Genomic DNA, 17,156 nt, shown 5'->3' with positions numbered 1-17,156 from the left:
CCCTGCCCGCCTGGGCCGACCGGCCGCGCGACGACCGCCGCTGCGCGGGTCCTCGGCGGTGAACTCGGGGCCGCTGCCGTCGGTGCGGCGGCCGGCGATAATGTGCATGCCGTGCATGGGGTCGTCTCCTGTCAGCAGCCGACGCAGCGCAGCGGATCGCCCGTCGCCACGCCGAGCAGGGCGGCAGCGGTCTGCGACACCTCCACCGTTTCCTGCGACACCCGGCGCAGCCGCACGCGGGCGGCGCGGAAGCGGGCGAGGTCGGGCACGCAGGCGAGGTGGTCGTGCAGGTCGTCGGCGGTATCGGGCACCACGGCGGCGACGGTGCGCTCGCGGCTGTCGCGGATGGTGGCGAGGTCGCGCGGGTGGGCCTCCAGCACCGGGCCGGCATCGAAGATGTCGACCGAATGGCTGGTGCGGAAGCCTTCCTTCACCAGCATGTGGAAGGCCGGGCGCGACGCCTCCTGCGGCAGGCCGATCACCTTGCGGGCGGCCTCCGGCAGCAGGTCGGCGTAGATGGGGAACTTGGGCATCAGGTCGGCGATGAAGCCGCCCTGGCCGGTGCCGGACAGATAGTCGGCGCGGTCGAAGCTCATCTGGAAGAAGTGATGGCCGACCGCCTGCCAGAACGGGCTGTTGCCGGTTTCGTCCAGCCAGCCGCGCAACTCGGCGATCACCATGTCGCCGAAGCGGGCCGGCGCGCTCGCCATCAGCAGGTAGCGGGCGCGGGCGAGCAGGCTGCCGTTGCCGTTCACCCGGCTGTCGGGCTCCAGGTAAAGGGTGCCGACTTCGGTGGCGCCGGTGTAGTCGTTGGCCAGCATCAGCACCGTGCTGTCGACGCGGATGCCGAGTTCGGTGCAGAAGTGGCTGTGGATGGAGCGGCGGAAGTTCCAGAACGGCGCCTCCCGCCCGACCCCGACATAGACGCCGGAGGTGCCGCAGACGCGGCCGGTATCGGCGTCCTCCAGCACCATCAGGAAGCTTTCCGTCTCCTGCCGGTCGGCGCTGTTGCGGCCGAAGGCGGCGGTGGAGCGGGCGATGCGGGCGCGCAGGGTGTCCGGGTTGGCGGGCAGGGTGGTCAGGCCCTTGCCGGCGCCTTCCGCCAGCGCCACCAGCGGATCAAGGTCGGCTTCGCGCACCGGGCGGACGAGGTGGGTCATCGCCCGTCCTCCCACGGCAGGCCCTCGGCGGCGGCGCGCATGAGCAGCAGGGCCGACAGGCGGGCCCGTTCGGTCAGGCTCGACACGGTCATGAACTCCCGGTCGGAATGGATGAGGCCGCCGCGCACGCCGAGGGTATCGACGTTGGGCAGGCCGGCGGCGGCCAGGTTGTTGCCGTCGCAGCAGCCGCCGGTCGGCACCCAGGCGATGGGTTGGCCGAGCACGCCCCCCGCCGCCTTCACCCAGTCGTAGAGGGCGGCGGTGCGGCCGGCGATCTCCTTGGGCGGACGGCTGAAGCCGCCGGCGAGCGTGACGGTGATGCCGTCCTCCGCCGTGGCATTGGCGTCGGCGATCAGGGCGCGCAGGCGGTCTTCCGCCCAGTGCTGGTCGGCGTGGCTTTCGGTGCGCACGTTGAAGCGGGCGATGGCGAGGTCGGGGACCACGTTGGTCGGCCCGCCGCCCTCCAGCTTCGCCACGTTCAGCGTGATGGTCGGCCGCTCGGCATTGAGGGCGTGCAGGGCGCCGACGACGCGGGCGAGCGCCACCACGGCGTTGCGGCCGTCGTGGAAGGCACGGCCGGCATGGGCCGCCTTGCCGCGCACGACGACCGAGAAGTTGCCGCTGCCCTTGCGGGCGCCGGCCAGCGTGCCGTCGGGCAGGGCGGGTTCGTAGAGCAGGGCGAAATGGGCGCGGCCGGCGGCCTCGACCAGCAGCGGGGCGGAGCCGAGGGAGCCGGTTTCCTCGTCGGGGTTGAGCAGCACCTCAATGCCGAGGTCGCGGCCCCACGGCGAGCGCAGGAAGGCCTCGACGGCGGCCAGGATGACGCAGATGCCGCCCTTGGCGTCGGCGACGCCGGGGCCGTGCAGGGTGTCGGCGTCGGTCAGGCGCGGGGTCTGGAACGGGCTGTCGGCGGGGAAGACGGTGTCGTAATGGATCACCATCAGCGCCCGGCGGTTGGCCTGCGGGTTGAACGCGAAGCGCAGCAGGCGGCCGTAGGGCACCGGGCGGGGGGCGCCGTCGGGGCCGATCTCCTCGCCGTCGGGCAGGGGCAGGGCCTCCGCCGTGGCCGGGCCGAGGGCGGTGAAAGCCTCAGTCAGCCGCTCGGCCATGCGGCCGAGTCCGTCGATGTTGCGGGTGCCCGAATTGATCGCGGACCACTGAATGAGGCGTGCGAGCATCGCCTCCTGCCGTCCGTCGAGCCAGTCGAGCCACCGGTTGTAGTCGGTTGTGGTGGTCGTCGTCATGGCGTGTGCCTCCATGAAGCACACTGCCATGACGACGGCCGGGAAGGCTCCTGAAGTTGAGAAGCCTGGCAGGATAATTCCCGGCGCGATCAGCCCTGCAGGGCGACCGCCTCGATCTCCACCAGCACGTCGCGCGGCAGGCGGGCCACCTGGACGGTGGAGCGCGCCGGCTTGTGGGCGCCGAAGGCGGCTTCATACAGGCTGTTGACGGTGGCGAAGTCGCCCAGGTCCTGCACGAAGACGGTGGTCTTCACCACCCGGTCGAGGCCGGAGCCGGCGGCTTCCAGCACCGCCTTCAGGTTGGCGAGCACCTGCCTGGTCTGCGCCTCGATGCCGCCTTCCACCAACTGGCCGGCGGCGGTCAGCGGGATCTGGCCGGAGGCGAAGACGAAGCCGTTGGCGGCGATGGCCTGGCTGTAGGGGCCGATGGCGGCGGGGGCCTGGTCGGTGGCGACGATCTTCAGGTCGGACACGGGCGGTTCCTCGCGGTTGGTTGACATACCGGATGCGGTTTTAGCACAGAATGGCGGCGATCAGGTCGCCTTGGCCGGGCGCAGGCTGCCGACGCCGGTGGCCGGGGTGGTGACGCGGCCGCCGAAGCGGGCGACGGTCAGCCCTTCCATGTCGATCTCCGGCTTGCGGCCGGCGATCAGGTCCGACAGCACGCGGGCGGAGCCGCAGGCCATGGTCCAGCCCAGCGTGCCGTGGCCGGTGGAGAGCATGAGGTTGCGGTAGCGGGTCGGGCCCATCACCGGCACGCTGTCGGGCGTCATCGGCCGCAGGCCGGTCCAGAATTCCGACTTGCGCACGTCGCCGCCGGTGGGGAACAGGTCGGAGACGACATGCTCCACCGTCTCCCGCCGGCGCTGGTCGAGGTCGAGGTTATAGCCGTTCAGCTCCGCCATGCCGGCCACGCGGATGCGGTCGCCCAGGCGGGTGATGGCCACCTTGTGGGCCTCGTCCATGACCGTCGAGACGGGGGCGCCGGCCTCGTTCTCCACCGGGATGGTGATGGAGTAGCCCTTGACCGGGTAGACCGGCACGTCGATGCCGATGGTCTTCAGCAGCAGCGGCGAATAGCTGCCCATGGCGCAGAGGTAGAGGTCGGCATCCACCGTGCCCTGGTCGGTGACGACGCCGGTCACCCGGTCGCCCTCGGTGGCGACGGCCTTGATGCTGACGCCGTGGCGGAAGGTGGCGCCCAGGTCGGCGGCCAGCTTCGCGAGGCCCTGGGTGAACTTGAAGCAGTCGCCGGTTTCGTCGCCCGGCAGGTGAAGGCCGCCGACGATCTTGCCCTTCACCTGGGCCAGCGCCGGCTCGTGGCGGGCGCAGCCGTCGACGTCCAGCACCTCGTAGGGCACGTTGTAGCTGTCGAGCACGGCCAGATCCTTGGCGATGCCGTCCAGCGCCGCCTGGGTGCGGAAGACCTCCAGGGTGCCGCGGGTGCGCTCGTCATAGGCGATGCCGGTCTCGGCCCGCAGCCACTTCAGCACGTCGCGGGAATACTCCGCCACCCGCACCATGCGGCCCTTGTTGATGCCGTAGCGGGCCGCGGTGCAGTTGCGCAGCATCATGCCCATCCACCGCCACATGGTCGGGTCCAGGCGGGCGTGCAGCACCAGCGGCGCGTGGCGCATGAACAGCCACTTCAGTGCCTTCAGCGGAATGCCCGGCGCCGCCCAAGGGGTGGCGTAGCCCGGCGAGATTTCCCCGGCATTGGCGAAGCTGGTTTCCATCGCCGGCTCCGGCTGGCGGTCCAGCACCGTGACCTCGTGGCCGTCGCGGGCCAGGAACCACGCCGTGGTGACGCCGATGACGCCGCTGCCGAGAATGACGATCTTCATGATGCGGTATCCCTGTTCTTGCTTGGTTATCGCGTGCCGCCGACGTAGCGGCGCAGGTAGCGGGGGCCGAGGCTGGTGAGGATCTCGTAGCCGATGGTGCCGGCCTCGGCGGCCACGGCGTCGACGGTGCGGCGGTGGTCAATCAGGTCGACCAGGGTGCCGGCGGCGATGCGGTCGGCGGGCAGGTCGGTGGCATCCAGGGTGATCATGTCCATGGACACCCGGCCGAGCAGCGGCAGCCGCGCCTCGCCCAGCCACGCGCAGGCCCGGCCCGACAGCGACCGCAGGAAGCCGTCGGCATAGCCGACCGAGACGGTGGCGACGCGGGTGGGGCGGCAGGTGACATGGGTGCAGCCGTAGCCGACGGCGGCGCCGGCCGGCACCTCGCGCAGCTGCATCACCTTGCCCTGCAGGCGCACCACCGGTCGCATGGGGTTGGCGTGGCCGGGGGTGGGGTTGACGCCGTAGAGCGCCGCCCCCGGCCGCAGCAGGTCGAAGTGATAGCTGCCGCCCAGGAACACGCCGGACGAATTGGCGAAGCTGGCCGGCGCGGTCACCGGCAGCTGCGCCCGCAAGGTACGGAAGGCGGCCAGCTGCTGGCCGTTCATGGGGCTTTCCGGCTCGTCGGCGCAGGCGAGGTGGCTCATCACCAGCCAGGTGTCGATGCCGGCCAGACGGTCGGGGTCGTCGGCCAGGGCCTGCACCTCGGCCGGGCTCATGCCGCCGCGCGACATGCCGCTGTCCACCTGCAGGGCGGCGGGCAGGCGACGGTCCAGGCGGGCGGCCAGCGCGCTCCAGGCGGCGACCTGCTCCAGGCTGTTGAGCACCGGCACCAGGCCGGCCGCCGCCGCCTCCGCCTCAGAGCCGGGCGGGCAGCCGTGCAGGATGTAGAGGGTGGTGTCGGCCGGCAGGTGCGGCGCCAGCGCCAGCCCTTCGGCCACATGGGCGACGAAGAACACGCGGCAGCCGGCGGCGGCCAGCGTCGGGCCCACCACGGCGGCACCCAGGCCGTAGCCGTCGGCCTTCAGCACCGCGGCGCAGTCGGCACGGCCGCCGGCCTGGGCCTTGAGCGTGCGCCAGTTGGCGACCAGGGCGTCGAGGTCGACGGTCAGCACCGCGCCGGCGCGCGCCAGGGCGGCATCGGCGGTCTGCGGAGCGGCGGCGGGTTCAGGCGGGCGGGCCTGGAAGGTCATGACGCGGTCCCCGGTGGTCGGTTCTGCGTCTTCCCATGGCAAGAGCCGGGCCAACCCGTTGAAACCGCAGCACTCCGCCGCTGCGGCGACGGCGCGGATGGTGGGTCTGTACACGAATGTTTACGGCTGTCGACGGTCGCCCTGCCCAAACCGGCGGCACGCCTAGCTCGCGGGCAGGTGTAAACGAAATGCTACAGTGTATGAAAATGTTTACGGCTTGCCGGGGATGCCATGCCGCCGCAGCTTGTTGGCGATCATGGTGTGGGAGGTGGCGAGCCGCGCCGCCAGCTTGCGGCTGGAGGGGAACAGGGGGTAGAGGCGGCCCAGCAGCTCGCGCTCGAAGGCGGCCTGGGCGTCGTCCCAGGTGGCGGGCCAGATGGCGGTGACGGGGGCGCCGTGGCCGGGCAGCGGCGTGCCGGGATCGGCCCCCTGACCGCCGGCCAGTTCGTCGGCCAGTTCCAGGTCGACCGGCTCCAGCACGCTCTTTTCCGTCATGGTGACGGCGCGGAACACCACGTTCTGCAACTGCCGCACGTTGCCCGGCCACGGGCTCGCCAGTAGCCCCGCGCGGGCGGCGGGGGAGAGGGCGGGGCAGGGGCGGCCGGAACGGTTGGCCGCTTCCTCCATGAAATGGCGGGCGAGGGTGAGGATGTCGTCGCCGCGCTTGCGCAGCGGCGGCACCTCCAGCCGCAGCACGTTGAGGCGGTAGTAGAGGTCTTCGCGGAAGCTGCCGTCGCGCACCATGGCGGCGAGGTCGCGGTGGGTGGCGCCGATGATGCGAACATCCACCCGCAGCTCGCGGTCACCGCCCACCCGGCGGAAGCTGCCGTCGTTGAGGAAGCGCAGCAGCTTGACCTGAAGGTAGGGCGACATCTCGCCGATCTCGTCCAGGAACACGGTGCCGCCGCCGGCCAGTTCCAGCAGCCCCGGCTTGCCACCCTTCTGGGCGCCGGAAAAGGCGCCGGGGGCATAGCCGAACAGTTCGCTCTCGGCCAGGCTTTCGGGCACGGCGGCGCAGTTCAGGGCCAGGAACGGCGCTTCCTTGCGCGGGCTGGCGGCGTGGCAGGCGTGCGCCACCAGTTCCTTGCCGGTGCCGGTCTCGCCGAGGATGAGCAGTGGTGCATCCAGCACCGCCACCCGCACCGCCTGCTTGCGCAGGGCGGCGATGGCCGGCGAGGCGCCGAGGATGGAATCGAAGCTGCCGGCCCGGAAGTGCTGCAACACCTGCATCTGCTCGCCGACACGGTGGGGCGATTGCAGGGTGGCGACGCCGCCGGCCGGCTCGCCGCCCTCGGCAAGGGCGGGGGTGCAGGACAGCAGGTAGGGCTCGCCGCGCACGGAAACCTCGCGCGGCGGCAGGCGGAAGCCGGCTTCGATCAGGCGCGGCGCGATGTCGTCGTCGTCGGCAAGATAGATGTCGAGCGCCAGCCCCTCCAGCCCCGCCTCGTTGGTGCCGGCGGCGGCCGCGGCGGCGGCGTTGCCGACCACGATGGTGCCTTCGGTGTCGAGCAGCAGGACCGGGTCGGGCATGGCCGACAGCAGCGCCTCCAGGTGCAGGCGGCGCCGCATGCCGGGCAACTGGTCGGTAGTGCGGACGCTGGCGACGCCGGGAACGGTCAGGAACTCGTCGCGCAGGGCGTGGAAGGCGTCGGTCGGCAGGGCGGGGGCGTCGATGTAGACGAAGGGAACGTCCACCTCCACCGCCACCACGTTGATGCCCTTGCGCGCCAGCACGCCGAGGATCTCCTGGGCGATGCCCACGCGATCGTCGAAGCGTACCGTGATCCGCATTGCCGTCCTGACCCCGTTCCGTGCGTGCGTGCGTCGTCGGCCGGCAGCCTAGCACGCCCGCCCGGCGGGCCGCCATGGCCGGAGCGGGGGAGGGGCTCCGGCCATGACAGGCAAGCAGCGGCGGTGGCGGCTCAGGCCACCGACAGGCGGACGTCGACGTTGCCGCGGGTGGCGTGGCTGTAGGGGCAGACCACATGGGCCTTGTTCACCAGGTCTTCGGCCTGGGCGCGGTCGATGCCCGGCAGGCTGACGCTCAGGTCGACGTCGATGCCGAAGCCCTGGCCGTCGTCGCGCGGGCCGATGCCGACGGTGGCGGTGACGCGGGCGTCGTCCGGGATCTTCACCTTTTCCTTGCCGCCGACGAACTTCAGCGCGCCCAGGAAGCAGGCGGAATAGCCGGCCGCGAACAGCTGTTCCGGGTTGGTGCCGGTGCCGCCGCCGCCGCCCAGTTCCTTCGGCGTCGACAGCGTCACCGACAGGCGGCCGTCGTCGCTGGCGGCCTGGCCTTCACGGCCGCCGGTGGCGGAAGCGGTGGTGCGGTACTTGATGTCCATGACGGAACTCCTGTTGCGAGAGACGGGGAGGGAACGGCTGACCGCCGTCCATGGGAAGAAAGATTGCGCACAATTTAGTATCGCGCAACCGCAAGCGGCGCATGGCTGCCTTGCGCCGGGCGGGCGGGCAATTCAATTGCGCGCGACCTATCTCGCCGTTAGGCTCTTTCGCCCTCCAGCCCAGGATGCCGCCATGGCCGTGCCGCTTCCCGTCGACCGCCAGCTGTGCTTCGCCGTCTATTCGGCGGCGCACGCCCTCAACCGCGTCTACAAGCCGCTGCTCGATCCGCTGGGGCTGACCTATCCGCAGTATCTGGTGCTGCTGACCCTGTGGGGGCAGGACGACGTGACGGTGAAGCACCTGGGGGCGCAATTGTTCCTGGATTCCGGCACCCTGACGCCGCTGCTCAAGCGCATGGAGGCGGCGGGGCTGGTGGAGCGCAAGCGCGATCCCCGCGACGAGCGGCAGGTGCGCATCCGCCTCACCGATGCCGGCCGCGCCCTGCAGGCGCAGGCGGGGGAGGTGCAGGCGTCGCTGATGTGCGCCACCGGGCGCGAGGCGGCGGAGCTGGAGCGGCTGCGCGACGACCTTGCTGCCCTGCGCGACACCCTGCTCGGGCTGGAGACGGCGGTGGCGGCCTCCGCCCCGCCGGACGGCGACGACGGATGACAGCCGCCGCCCGGCGCGCTATGTCTGCCGCCTCCGCCGTTCCCTGCCGCTGCCGCTGATCGTGCCGCCATGACCCCCGAAGACATCGTCGCCCGCGTGCTGTTCAAGGACAGCCTGATGCTCATCCTCAACAAGCCGGCGGGGGTGCCGGTGCACGCCGGGCCGGGTGGCGGCGACAACATGGAGATGTACTTCGACGCCCTGCGCTTCGGCCTGCCGCGCCTGCCCAACCTGGCGCATCGGCTCGACCGTGATACCTCCGGCTGCCTGATCCTTGGCCGCCATTCCAAGGCGCTGCGCAAGCTCGGCAAGCTGTTCCAGCAGGGGCGGGTGGGCAAGACCTACTGGGCGGTGGTGGAGGGCGGCCCGGAGGGCGATGCCGGCACGGTGACCGCGCCGCTGCGCAAGCTCACCCCCAAGCGCGGCTGGAAGATGGTGGTGGACGCCGCCGAGGGGCAGGAGGCGGTGACCGACTGGCGCGTCCTCGGCCGCTCCGCCGACGGCCGGCGGACGTGGCTGGAATGCCGGCCGCGCACCGGGCGGACGCACCAGATCCGCGTCCACTGCGCCCACCTCGGCTGCCCCATCGTCGGCGACCCGGTCTATGGCGCCGCCGAGGCCCCGGCCGATGCCCTGCACCTGCACGCCCGCGCGGTGACGGTGCCGCTCTACCCGACGCGCGACCCCATCACCTGCGAGGCGCCGGTGCCGGCGCACATGCGCGCGGCCCTGGCGGCCTGCGGCTTCACTGGCGTGTAAGCACCTGCACCGACTGGAAGCCCTCGAACTGCGGCGGCCCGAGGTAGATCTCGCGGCTGCTGCCGGCGCCGGCGTGCGCCTTGCGGAAGGCGTCGGAGGTGGTCCAGGCCTGGAAATGCGCCTCGGTCTCCCACACCGTGTGGCTGGCGTAGAGGGTGTGGTCCTCCGCCTCCGGGCCCTTCAGCAGGGCGAACTCGACGAAGCCCTCCATCTCGTTCAGGTGGCTGTCGCGCTCGCGCCAGATGCGCTCGAAGTCGGCCTCGTTGCCCTTGCGGATGCGGAAGCGGTTCATGGCGATGAACATCGGGTTGGTTCCTGCTGTTATTGCGAATGAATCGCATCATGCCAGGGTCGAGGGTTCGATGCAAATGGCGGCGCCCGCACCCGCACCCCGGCTCGTGCGTAAGTCTCGGCATGGACCCAGTGACCGGGAGAGCGCGCGTGATCGCCCACCAGATCGCCCACCAGATCGTCCCCGGGCCGCCGACGCGCGGCGGTCCGCTGCGGATGCCGCCGCACCGCCACACCGCCGAGGGCCGCGACCGCCGCGTCGGCGTCGAGGTTGAATTCGCCGGCCTTGATGCCCGCAGCGCCGCCGTGCTGGTCCAGGGCCTGTTCGGCGGCCGGGTGCGGGAATGCGATCCCTATCGCTTCGCGGTGGAGGATACCAGCTTCGGCACCTTCCTGTGCGAACTGGACAGCCAGTACGCTCACCCGACCGACAAGAGCATCCCCAAGTCCGGCAAGGCGGCCGAACTGATCGAGCGCCTGCGCGACCGCTTCGCCTCCACCTTCGGCGAGGTTTCCAGCCACTGGCTGCCGGTGGAGATCGTGTCGCCGCCGGTACCGCTCGGCCGCCTGCATGAACTGGAACTGGTGCTGGAAAGCCTGCGCGACCGCGGCGCCGAGGATACCGGCGCCAGCGTCTTCTACGCCTTCGCCCTGCAGTTCAACCCGGAGGCGGCACGGCTGGAGGTGGATCATATCCTGGCAGTCATGCGCGCCTACGTGCTGCTGGAGGACTGGCTGAAGAGCCGCATCGGCCCCGACCAGACCCGCCGGCTGCTGCTGTTCGCCACCGATTTCCCCGGCGAGTGGGGGCGGTACGTGCTGCGGCCGGAGTATGCGCCCGACCTGGGGCAGTTCATCGACGACTACGCCCGCTTCAACCCCACCCGCAACCGCGGCCTCGACCTCTATCCGCTGCTCTGCCACCTGGACGAGGCACGGGTGCGGCAGCTGGCGCCGGACCCGCTCATCAAGGCGCGGCCCACCTTCCACTACCGCCTGCCCGACGCCCGCCTGTCCGACCCCGGCTGGTCGCTGGCGGCGGAGTGGAACGACTGGGTGGAGGTGGAACGGCTGGCCGACGATCCACCCCGCCTGGCCGCCATGGCCGATGCCTGGATGCGCCATCGCGGCCGGTCCGAGTTCGGCTCCCGCGCCCGCTGGGCGGCGGAGGCGGCGCTATGGGTGCCGGCATGAGCGGCGGCGGGCGGCGCCGGCCGATCATCGGCGTCACCGCCAGCAAGCGCGGCGGCCGGGCCATGTGGCTGGCCAACCGCATCGCCATTGGCATTGCCGGCGGCAAGGCGCGGCGCATCACCGCCGACGACGGGCCGGAGGCGCTGCGGCAGGTGGATGGCCTGCTGCTGGGCGGCGGCGACGACATCGGGGCGGAAATCTACGGCGGCGAACTGACGCTCGACGTCCGCATCGACCCGGAGCGCGACCACCTGGAGCAGCAGGCGCTGGATGAAGCCTTCCGCCGCCGCCTGCCGGTGCTGGGGGTGTGTCGCGGCTCGCAGATGATCAACGTCCACTGCGGCGGCACCCTGCACCAGGAAATCCGCAAGGTCTACCACGAGGCCCCGTACATGCGGACCATCCTGCCCAAGAAGTGGGTGGAGGTGGAAATCGGCTCCCGCCTCGCGCGGCTTCTGGGGCGGCGGCGGCTGCGGGTCAACAGCCTGCACCACCAGTCGGTGGACCGGCCGGGGCAGGGGCTGACGGTGGTGGCGCGCGACGACCACGGCATCGTCCAGGGCATCGAGCGCGAGGCCGACCCGCTGCTGGTCGGCGTGCAGTGGCACCCGGAGTTCCTGTTCTACGCCCAGAGCCAGTCCGGCCTGCTGCGCGCGCTGGTGGGGCAGGCCGGCGGCAGCTGAGGCGCCGGCTGCCTGCTCCGCCCTCTACTCCGCCGCCTGGGGATGGGCCGGCGGGGCGGTGCCGGCGGCCGGCGGGGTGGCCGGACCCTGGCGTTCCTCGCCGCCTTCGGCCTCGTACTTGTCGACCCAGACGCTGTGGTGGTCGCGGGCCCAGTTGACGTCCACCCAGCCCGAGCGCATGGCATTGGCCGCATGCTCCATGCCGACCGAGCCGATGTAGATGTGGGCGAGCATCAGCGCGAACATGCCGATGCCGAGGCCGGCATGGATGATCTGGGCGAACTGCATCAGCTCGATCTCGTCGACGAACCAGAACGGCATCAGCAGGGTCAGGCCGGTGACCGACAGCGCCCCGCCGAGCAGGATCACCATCCAGAACACCGTCTTCTGGCCGAAGTTGAACTTGTCGGCCGGCGGGTGGCTGTGGGCGGCGAACAGGCCGCCGCCCTTGAGGATCCAGTTGAGGTCGTAGCGGTCCCACAGGTTATGGCGCACCCACATCACGAAGATGTAGGCCAGCCCCGCCATGAACACGAAGCCGCCGAAGTTGTGCATGTACTTGCCGATCTCGGCCGTCACCGCGAAGGCATCGGGGCCGAGCACCGGCAGCAGCAGCGGCCGCCCGAACAGCAGCCACAGGCCGGTCAGCGCCAGCACCAGGAAGGAGCCGGCGGTCAGCCAGTGGCCGATGATCTCGTGCGGCTTGAAGCGCTGGATCAGCCGGCCGGACAGCCCGCCTTCCACCTTGATGCGCCCCTTGACGGCAAAGAAACCCGACAGGGCGATGAGCATGCCGGCGATGGCATAGGCGCCGTAGCGGCGCAGCTCGTCGTTCCGCCACGCCAGCCACTCCATGCCCTGGGTCTGGATCAGGCGGCCGGCCTTCTTGTCGGGGATGTTGACGAAGCCGCGGGTGCCGTCGTTGATGGCCTGCCACTGGTCGGCCACCGGCGGGTACTGCATGGCCTGCGGCAGCGCCGGGTCGAGCGGACGGGCGGCCTCGCCGGAGGCGGCGGCGCCGGCCGGCGGGCGCACGTCCTGCGCCGCGGCGGGCCCGCTCAGCCACAGGCCGAGCAGGGCGACGACCGCGACGGCGGCGGCGAGCAGGGAGGCGGCGGGGTTACGCATGGGGGCAAATCCTCGCTGCGACCACCGCCGCCGGTGCCGGATCGGGCCGGGACCGGCGGCGGGGCCGGGGCGTACTGGAACGCGATACGTCAGGCCTTGCGGCCGAGGCCCTGGCTGAGGCCGTAGGCACCGCTGTCGAAGCCGCGCTCGACCACGCGCTGGCGGTAGATGGCCGAAACCTCGTCGGCGTCGCCGGCCAGCAGCGCCTTGGTGGAGCACATCTCGGCGCACAGCGGCAGCTTGCCTTCGGCCAGGCGGTTGCGGCCGTACTTCTGCACTTCCGCCGCCGAGAAGGTCTCTTCCGGGCCGCCGTTGCAGAAGGTGCACTTGTCCATCTTGCCGCGCGAGCCGAAGTTGCCCGACTGCGGGTACTGCGGCGCGCCGAACGGGCAGGCATAGAAGCAGTAGCCGCAGCCGATGCAGCCGTCCTTGTTGTGCAGCACGACGCCGTCATCGGTGTGGTAGATGACGTTGGTGGGGCAGACGTTGACGCAGGGCGCGTCGGAACAGTGCATGCAGGCCACCGACAGCGACTTCTCGCCCGGCTGGCCGTCGTTCAGGGTGACGACGCGGCGGCGGTTGATGCCCCACGGCACCTCGTTCTCGTTCTTGCAGGCGGTGACGCAGGCGTTGCACTCGATGCAGCGGTCGCCGTCGCACAGGAATACCATCTTGCCCATGACTTGGGTCTCCTTGTTCGGGCGTTACGCCGCTTCGATCCGACACAGGGTGGCCTTGGTCTCCTGCATCTGGGTGACCGAGTCATAGCCGTAGGTCTGGGCCGTGTTGCAGGACTCGCCGAGCACGTAGGGATCGGCGCCTTCCGGGTACTTGCCGCGCAGGGACTCGCCCTGGTACACGCCGCCGAAGTGGAACGGCATGAACACCACGCCGCGGCCGACGCGCTCCGTCACCAGCGCCTTCACCAGCACCTTGCCGCCGGCCGGGCCGTGGACCCACACCTTGCCGCCGTTGCGCACGCCGGCATTGTTGGCGTCGAACGGGTTGATTTCGGCGAACATGTCCTGCTGCAGCTCGGCCAGCCAGGGGTTGGAGCGGGTTTCCTCGCCGCCGCCCTCGTACTCGACCAGACGGCCGGAGGTCAGCACCAGCGGGAAGTCCTTGGAGAAGTCGTTCTTCTGGATCGACTCGTACATGGTCGGCACGCGCCAGAAGGTCTTGTCCTGGTAGGTCGGGTAATCGGCCACCAGATCGCGGCGCGGGGTATAGAGCGGCTCGCGGTGCAGCGGCACCGGGTCGGGGAAGTTCGGCACCACGCAGCGGGCCTTGGCGTTGCCGTGCGGGGCGCAGCCGTGCAGCACCGCCACGCGCTGGATGCCGCCCGACAGGTCGGTCTTCCAGTTGACGGCATCGCCGCCCAGCTCGTCGATGACCGCCCGTTCCTCGGCCGTCAGGTCGGCGTCCCAGCCCAGCTTCTTCAGCATCGCCATGCTGACTTCGGGGTAGCCGTCCTCGATCTCGGACCCCACCGGCCAGCTGTCCTCGGCCAGGATGTTCATGCCGTTCAGCTCGACACCGAAGCGGGCGCGGAAGCCTGATCCGCCCTGCGCCACCGGCAGCGACGGGTCATAGAGGTTGGCGGTGCCCGGGTGGCGCATTTCCGGCGTGCCCCAGCACGGCCACGGCAGGCCGTAGAACTCGCCGTCCAGCGGCCCGCCGACGGCGCGCAGCGTGGTCTTGTCGAAGGTGTGCTGGTACTTCATGTGGTCCTTCAGGCGTTCCGGCGACTGGCCGGTGTAGCCGCAGGCCCACATGCCCTTGTTGAACTCGCGGGTGATGTCCTCGATCAGCGGCTCCTCGCCGTTGACCTTGACGTTGACCACCATCTCGTCCGCGAAGCCGAACTTCCTGGCGAACTTGTACATGATGATGTGGTCGGGCAGGCTTTCGAACATCGGCGCCATCACCTGCTCGCGCCACTGGACGGAGCGGTTGGACGCGGTGGCCGAGCCGTAGGTCTCGAACTGGGTGGAGGCCGGCAGCAGGTAGACGCCGTCGGTGCGGTCGTGCAGCACGGCGGTGACGGTGGGGAAGGGGTCGACCACCACCAGGGTGTCGAGCTTCGCCATCGCCTTCTTCATTTCCGGCAGGCGGGTCTGGCTGTTGGGCGCGTGGCCCCAGAACACCATGCCCTTCACCGTGTCGGGCTGTTCCAGGTTCTCCTTGTCCTCCAGCACGCCGTCGATCCAGCGGGAGACGGGGATGCCGGTGGCTTCCATCATCTTCTGGTCGGCGAAGCGGCCCTTCAGCCACTCGTAGTCGACGCCCCAGACGCGGGCCCAGTGCTTCCATGCGCCTTCGGCAAGGCCGTAGTAGCCGGGCAGGGAGTCGGCGACGACGCCGAAGTCGGTGGCGCCCTGCACGTTGTCGTGGCCGCGGAAGATGTTGGTGCCGCCGCCGGCAACGCCGATGTTGCCGAGCGCCAGCTGCAGGATGCAGTAGGCGCGGGTGTTGTTGTTGCCGTTGGAATGCTGGGTGCCGCCCATGCACCAGATCAGGGTGCCGGGCTTGTGCGACGCCATCATCTGGGCGACGCGGCGCAGCTGGGCGCCGGGCACGCCGGTGACGCGCTCCACCTCTTCCGGCGTCCACTTGGCGACTTCGGCGCGGATCTCGTCGAAGCCGTAGACGCGGCGGCGCAGGTAGTCCTTGTCCTCCCAGCCGTTCTCCAGGATGTGCCAGAGGATGCCCCACACCATGGCGACGTCGGTGCCAGGGCGGAAGCGGACGTATTCATCGGCGCGCGCCGCCGTGCGGGTGAAGCGCGGGTCACAGACGATGAACTTGGCGTTGTTCTTTTCCTTCGCCCGCAGCATGTGCTGCATGGCCACCGGATGCGCCTCGGCCGGATTGCCGCCGATGAGGAACATCAGCTTGGAATTGTGGATGTCGTTGTAGGAGTTGGTCATGGCGCCGTAGCCCCACACGTTCGCGACGCCCGCGACCGTGGTGGAGTGACAGATGCGCGCCTGATGGTCGACGTTGTTGGTGCCCCACAGGGCCGCGAACTTGCGGAACAGATAGGCCTGTTCGTTGGAGAACTTGGCCGAGCCGAGCCAGTAGACGGAATCCGGGCCGCTGGTCTCGCGGATCTTCAGCAGGCGGTCGCCCACTTCGGTGATCGCCTGGTCCCAGGTGATCTTCTTCCACTTGCCGCCTTCCAGCTTCATCGGGTGCTTGAGGCGGCGCTCGCCGTGGGCATGTTCCCGCACCGCCGCGCCCTTGGCGCAATGGGCGCCCAGGTTGAAGGGGCTGTCGTTGCCCGGCTCCTGGCCGATCCAGACGCCGTTGGAGACTTCCGCCTCCACCGTGCAGCCGACCGAGCAGTGGGTGCAGATGGTGCGCTTGCGCTCCACCGTGCCGGTCGCCAGGGCCGTGGAGGCGGCCTGGGCCGGGCGCACGGCGCCGGCCGGCAGCACGGCGGCCAGGGCGGCACCGCCGGCGGCAAGGCCGGAGCGGCGCAGGAAGGTGCGGCGGTCGATGGTGCCGCCGACGGCGGTCGCCAGGGTCGACAGCATGTGCTGGGCGGCGGGGGCGCCGGGGCGCTTCTTGATCAGCATGGTACCTGTTCCTCCCTCGGATGCCGCTCAGAAGCGCGCCAGATCGTAGTAGCGGCGCACGTGGTCGGTCTTGCGATAGCCGGCGTCGGTCTTGCCGGTGGGGTCGGTGGTGGCGGTCACCGCTTCCGCCGAGGCGCTGCCGGCCGCGACGGCGGCAGCGGCGCCGGCGGCACCGGCCCCCAGCACGGCACTGCGCAGGAAGGCGCGGCGGTCGACGGTTTGCGGCGGGGCCTTGGTGTCGCTCATGTCTCTGTCCTTTCGGCGGCGGCGCGGGCGGCGGCGGTTTAAGGCGGTGCGGATGATGATCGGGGGCGGCAGTGGCGGCGGGTGGAGCGGGCGGCGGGCGGATCAGCCCTCGCCCTTCTCCCCCAGCATGGCGAGGCTGTCGCGCTCGATGCCGACGAACAGCCGGCCGATGGTGCCGAGCGGCCGGTAGAACCGGGCCGACGGCGCCTGCTCGATGTCGCGGAACAGGGCCTCGGCCCACGGCTCGATGTGCTTGTCGAAGAAGGCCTTCTGGGCCTCCAGCCGGCCGTCGGCAAGGCGGCCGAGGACGATGCCGTACATCACTTCGAACAGGATGCCGACGTGATCCTCGGGCTCCGGCCGGTCGGCGCTGCGCTCCACCCCAAGCTCGGCGAGCGTCTGGCGCACCTCGGCCAGCGGCTTTTCGTTCAGGAAGCCGGTGAGGTAGTAGGAGGCGAAGGGAACCACCTCGCCGCGGCTGATGCCGATGAACAGGGCGGTATGCTCGTCCTCCGCCTCGGCGGCGGAAGTGGCGGCGGCGGCCCGGCCGAGGGCGGCGAGCGCCTGCCCCATGTCGGTGTCGTCACCGGCGAGGGCGGAGAGGTCGCGCAGGTTCCCGGCCGAGGGCGGCGCCAGGGTGAGGCGCGACAGCAGGGCGTAGAAGTGGGCGCGCAGGGCGTCCTCTTCGCCGACAGTCGACACGCCTTCCACTGCGGACATTGCCGCATCCTCCCCTTTCGCTCGGGCAGCCGCCGGGACGGGCTGCCAAAATCCTGGAAAGGCCGAGAATACCGGGTTTCCCCAACGGAAGTCCAGTC

At 70.8% G+C, this 17,156-nt stretch carries 17 protein-coding genes; 4 read left to right on the top strand and 13 right to left on the bottom strand.

Going from position 1 to position 17,156, the window contains the following annotated elements; genetic code table 11:
* Positions 1-131: 131 nt before the first annotated feature.
* The 7 genes from ABD056_RS18005 to ABD056_RS17975 form a co-directional block, all read right to left on the bottom strand.
* The gene (locus ABD056_RS18005; protein ID WP_343868911.1) at positions 132-1,160 is read right to left on the bottom strand and encodes an arginine N-succinyltransferase; all 1,029 of its coding nucleotides are present in this window, start codon (positions 1,158-1,160) and stop codon (positions 132-134) included.
* Positions 1,157-2,404, bottom strand: a complete 1,248-nt coding sequence (locus ABD056_RS18000) for a hydrolase (protein ID WP_343868909.1) — start codon at positions 2,402-2,404, stop codon at positions 1,157-1,159. Before ABD056_RS18000 ends, ABD056_RS18005 begins: the two co-directional genes overlap by 4 nt.
* A gap of 89 nt (positions 2,405-2,493) precedes the next feature.
* The gene (locus ABD056_RS17995) at positions 2,494-2,877 is read right to left on the bottom strand and encodes a RidA family protein (RefSeq protein ID WP_425545056.1); all 384 of its coding nucleotides are present in this window, start codon (positions 2,875-2,877) and stop codon (positions 2,494-2,496) included.
* A gap of 60 nt (positions 2,878-2,937) precedes the next feature.
* The gene (locus tag ABD056_RS17990) at positions 2,938-4,248 is read right to left on the bottom strand and encodes a D-amino acid dehydrogenase (protein ID WP_343868907.1); all 1,311 of its coding nucleotides are present in this window, start codon (positions 4,246-4,248) and stop codon (positions 2,938-2,940) included.
* Positions 4,249-4,274: 26 nt separating this feature from the next.
* A complete protein-coding gene (alr, locus tag ABD056_RS17985) occupies positions 4,275-5,441 on the bottom strand; it encodes an alanine racemase (RefSeq protein WP_343868905.1) in 1,167 nt (388 codons plus the stop codon).
* Between the two features lie 210 nt (positions 5,442-5,651).
* Complete coding sequence (locus ABD056_RS17980; protein WP_343868904.1) at positions 5,652-7,232, bottom strand: sigma 54-interacting transcriptional regulator; 1,581 nt, start codon at positions 7,230-7,232, stop codon at positions 5,652-5,654.
* A gap of 131 nt (positions 7,233-7,363) precedes the next feature.
* On the bottom strand, positions 7,364-7,786 hold the full coding sequence (locus tag ABD056_RS17975) for an organic hydroperoxide resistance protein (RefSeq protein ID WP_343868902.1): 423 nt from the start codon (positions 7,784-7,786) through the stop codon (positions 7,364-7,366).
* 193 nt (positions 7,787-7,979) lie between these two features.
* Between ABD056_RS17975 and ABD056_RS17970 the strand changes: the two genes are divergently transcribed.
* Positions 7,980-8,456 carry a MarR family winged helix-turn-helix transcriptional regulator gene (locus tag ABD056_RS17970; protein WP_343868901.1) on the top strand — a complete coding sequence of 159 codons (477 nt, stop codon included), beginning with the start codon at positions 7,980-7,982 and terminating at the stop codon, positions 8,454-8,456.
* A 69-nt stretch (positions 8,457-8,525) separates the two neighbouring features.
* A complete protein-coding gene (locus ABD056_RS17965) occupies positions 8,526-9,215 on the top strand; it encodes an RluA family pseudouridine synthase (RefSeq protein ID WP_343868899.1) in 690 nt (229 codons plus the stop codon).
* On the opposite strand, the gene hmuQ is transcribed toward ABD056_RS17965, so the two are convergent.
* Complete coding sequence (hmuQ, locus tag ABD056_RS17960; RefSeq protein WP_343868898.1) at positions 9,202-9,519, bottom strand: heme-degrading protein HmuQ; 318 nt, start codon at positions 9,517-9,519, stop codon at positions 9,202-9,204. The genes ABD056_RS17965 and hmuQ overlap by 14 nt on opposite strands.
* 137 nt (positions 9,520-9,656) lie before the next feature.
* On the opposite strand from hmuQ, the gene ABD056_RS17955 reads away from it, so the two are divergent.
* Positions 9,657-10,700, top strand: a complete 1,044-nt coding sequence (locus tag ABD056_RS17955) for an amidoligase family protein (RefSeq protein ID WP_343868897.1) — start codon at positions 9,657-9,659, stop codon at positions 10,698-10,700.
* On the top strand, positions 10,685-11,383 hold the full coding sequence (locus tag ABD056_RS17950) for a gamma-glutamyl-gamma-aminobutyrate hydrolase family protein (protein ID WP_343868895.1): 699 nt from the start codon (positions 10,685-10,687) through the stop codon (positions 11,381-11,383). The genes ABD056_RS17955 and ABD056_RS17950 overlap by 16 nt, the downstream gene beginning before the upstream one ends.
* A 24-nt stretch (positions 11,384-11,407) precedes the next feature.
* Here the strand turns inward: ABD056_RS17950 and ABD056_RS17945 are convergent, their stop codons facing one another.
* The 5 genes from ABD056_RS17945 to ABD056_RS17925 all read right to left on the bottom strand — a co-directional run bounded on the left by ABD056_RS17945 (position 11,408) and on the right by ABD056_RS17925 (position 17,058).
* Positions 11,408-12,511, bottom strand: a complete 1,104-nt coding sequence (locus tag ABD056_RS17945; protein ID WP_343868894.1) for a formate dehydrogenase subunit gamma — start codon at positions 12,509-12,511, stop codon at positions 11,408-11,410.
* 89 nt (positions 12,512-12,600) lie between these two features.
* The gene (gene fdh3B / locus ABD056_RS17940) at positions 12,601-13,191 is read right to left on the bottom strand and encodes a formate dehydrogenase FDH3 subunit beta (protein WP_343868893.1); all 591 of its coding nucleotides are present in this window, start codon (positions 13,189-13,191) and stop codon (positions 12,601-12,603) included.
* A 24-nt stretch (positions 13,192-13,215) separates the two neighbouring features.
* On the bottom strand, positions 13,216-16,092 hold the full coding sequence (locus tag ABD056_RS17935; RefSeq protein ID WP_343868892.1) for a formate dehydrogenase subunit alpha: 2,877 nt from the start codon (positions 16,090-16,092) through the stop codon (positions 13,216-13,218).
* Between the two features lie 27 nt (positions 16,093-16,119).
* Positions 16,120-16,338: a hypothetical protein gene (locus tag ABD056_RS17930; RefSeq protein ID WP_343868891.1), complete on the bottom strand. Its 219-nt coding sequence runs from the start codon at positions 16,336-16,338 to the stop codon at positions 16,120-16,122.
* 102 nt (positions 16,339-16,440) lie between these two features.
* Entirely contained in the window at positions 16,441-17,058 is a 618-nt protein-coding gene (locus tag ABD056_RS17925) for a TorD/DmsD family molecular chaperone (protein ID WP_343868890.1), read from the bottom strand.
* Between the last annotated feature and the right edge of the window lie 98 nt (positions 17,059-17,156).

The organism is Caenispirillum bisanense, assembly GCF_039523075.1.
In the GTDB taxonomy this organism is placed as follows: domain Bacteria; phylum Pseudomonadota; class Alphaproteobacteria; order Rhodospirillales; family Rhodospirillaceae; genus Caenispirillum; species Caenispirillum bisanense.
Note: the sequence above shows the minus strand (reverse complement) of the source record. Positions and strands in the feature narration are given on the sequence as shown.